Genomic DNA, 1,932 nt, shown 5'->3' with positions numbered 1-1,932 from the left:
TGGCCGGCGCGACGCACGCCCACCGCGTCCACCGTCACGTAGCTTGCGATGATCATGCCGGTCGCGAGCGCGAAGAGCAGCGCGACGCTCGCCGTGCGTCCCCGCCCGAGCGCGAGGCTCATGATGCCCGCTGCGACCAGAACGATGCCGATCACCTGGACAGGCGCGATCGTTTCGCCGGCGAACAGCAGGCCGCCCAGCGTCACCAGCAGGGGCACGACACCCCGCACGACAGGATAGACCTGCCCGAGTTCACCATGCCGATAGGCCTCGACAAGGAAGACGCTGTATCCGACCTGAAGCACGGCCGAGAGCCCGATGAAAATCCAGGCCGACACATCCGGCGCCGGAGAAAGGATCGCGAGCGGTACGGCGGCAAAGGTCGTCGTAAAGCTCATCACGGTCACCGCCCACAGCCGGTCGGCACCGTTGCGCAGGAAGGCATTCCAGGTGGCATGCAGGATGGCGGCGAACAGGGCGAGCGCGACGACGGCGAAGCTCATTGCCTTGCTCGCCCGATGCCCATGAGCGCGGCTGCCGCGTCCCGCGCTTGCCGGATGGCGTCCTCGCCCTTGCCCATCTGCGCCGCGAGCGTCGCACCTTCGAGCAGCATGGCGAGAACCGAGGCGACGCTCTCCGCGCGCTCTGCCGGCATGTCCTCGACCAATATTTCCCGCATACGGCGCCGCATGTCCTGCTTTTGCCGGACCACGGCCACGAAGACGGGATGACCGGGATCGCCATACTCGGCGAGCGCGTGCTGAAACAGGCAGCCGCAGAAATCCGGCCGGGCAAACCAGCGCGCGTGCCAATCGATGATCCCGGCGATCTTCCCCGCAGTCGTCGCGATCCCCTCCAGCAACCGGTCAAGCTGTTCCTCGAACCGGTGATGGCGCCAGTTGAGCACCGCGACAATGAGATCCTCCTTGCCTGGGAAATGCCGGTACATGGTCATCTTGGCGACCTCGGCCTCCGCGATGATCCGGTCGATGCCGGTGGCGTGGAAGCCCTCGCGGCGAAACAGTGCATAGGCGGTTTCGATGATGTCCTGCCGCTTTTCGACGGCGATCGGCTTGCGGGGCATGACGGAACCTCATATGAGACAGACCTGTCTATCTCATATGCTGCCAAATCGATGGCGTCAACCGGCACCCGTGCGGCGGCAGCGGAAAGCGGCGGCTACCGGAGAAAGGCGATGCCGACGCCGCGGCCGCGCAACCTTATCGCCGTCACTTCCGCCTCAGGCCCAGCTTTCGCGATCTCGATCGTCGCGGCGTCGGCCGTGCCGTGCAAGGCCGAAATCCGCCGCCGGAGGCCGATGGGCGGAGCGGCCTGCGGCACCGGGTTGCTCCCTCCCGGCAGCGGAACGGCAGGATCAGAACAGGAAGTTGTCCTCCGTCAGCGCCTTGAGCTTGACGCCGTCAAGCTCGATCCTGTTGTTCTCTCCCCAGGTGATGACGACATCCGACCCGACTTTCTTCATGTGATGAGACGAAAGGTCGTCGAAACCGGTGATGCTGCCGATACGGCTGAGATCGACGACATCGTGCGCTTTTCCCTTTTCCTGGAAGTCGCTGATGACGTCGCGACCCGTGCCCTTGCGGAAAAGGAAGACGTCGGCCCCGCCGCCGCCCGAGAGCCTGTCGTTGCCCCGGCCGGCGTCCAGCAGGTCCCTGTCGCCGCCGCCGCTCAGCAGGTCTCGCCCGCCGCCGCCGACGAGCCTGTCGTCGCCCTTCTGCCCGAAGAGCTGGTCGCCGCCGCCGCCGCCGGACAGAGCGTCGTTGCCGTGACCGCCCTTGAGCAGGTCCCGTCCCGCCTTTCCGGACAACCGGTCGACACCGTCACCTCCGCTCAGCGTGTCATTGCCCGCCTGCCCCCTTAGCCTGTCGTCCCCGCTTCCGCCATTCAGGACGTCATCCCCATCGCCGCCCG

3 protein-coding genes are annotated in these 1,932 nt (G+C 66.5%); all 3 read right to left on the bottom strand.

All coding sequences use genetic code 11. The features are described from left to right. The coding region (locus tag LXM94_RS22210; protein WP_235773657.1) for an EamA family transporter at positions 1 to 503 on the bottom strand (503 nt) is incomplete at its 3' end. After that, positions 500 to 1,084 carry a TetR/AcrR family transcriptional regulator gene (locus tag LXM94_RS22205; RefSeq protein WP_235773656.1) on the bottom strand — a complete coding sequence of 195 codons (585 nt, stop codon included), beginning with the start codon at positions 1,082 to 1,084 and terminating at the stop codon, positions 500 to 502. The genes LXM94_RS22205 and LXM94_RS22210, both read right to left, overlap by 4 nt. 291 nt (positions 1,085 to 1,375) lie before the next feature. Next, a partial coding sequence (locus tag LXM94_RS22200; protein WP_268965218.1) for a calcium-binding protein occupies positions 1,376 to 1,932 on the bottom strand: 557 nt, incomplete at its 5' end.

Source organism: Rhizobium alarense (assembly GCF_021555155.1).
Classification (GTDB): Bacteria; Pseudomonadota; Alphaproteobacteria; order Rhizobiales; family Rhizobiaceae; genus Rhizobium_D; species Rhizobium_D alarense.
The sequence above is the reverse complement of the archived record's forward strand: the minus strand, read 5'-3'. Positions and strand labels throughout refer to the sequence as shown.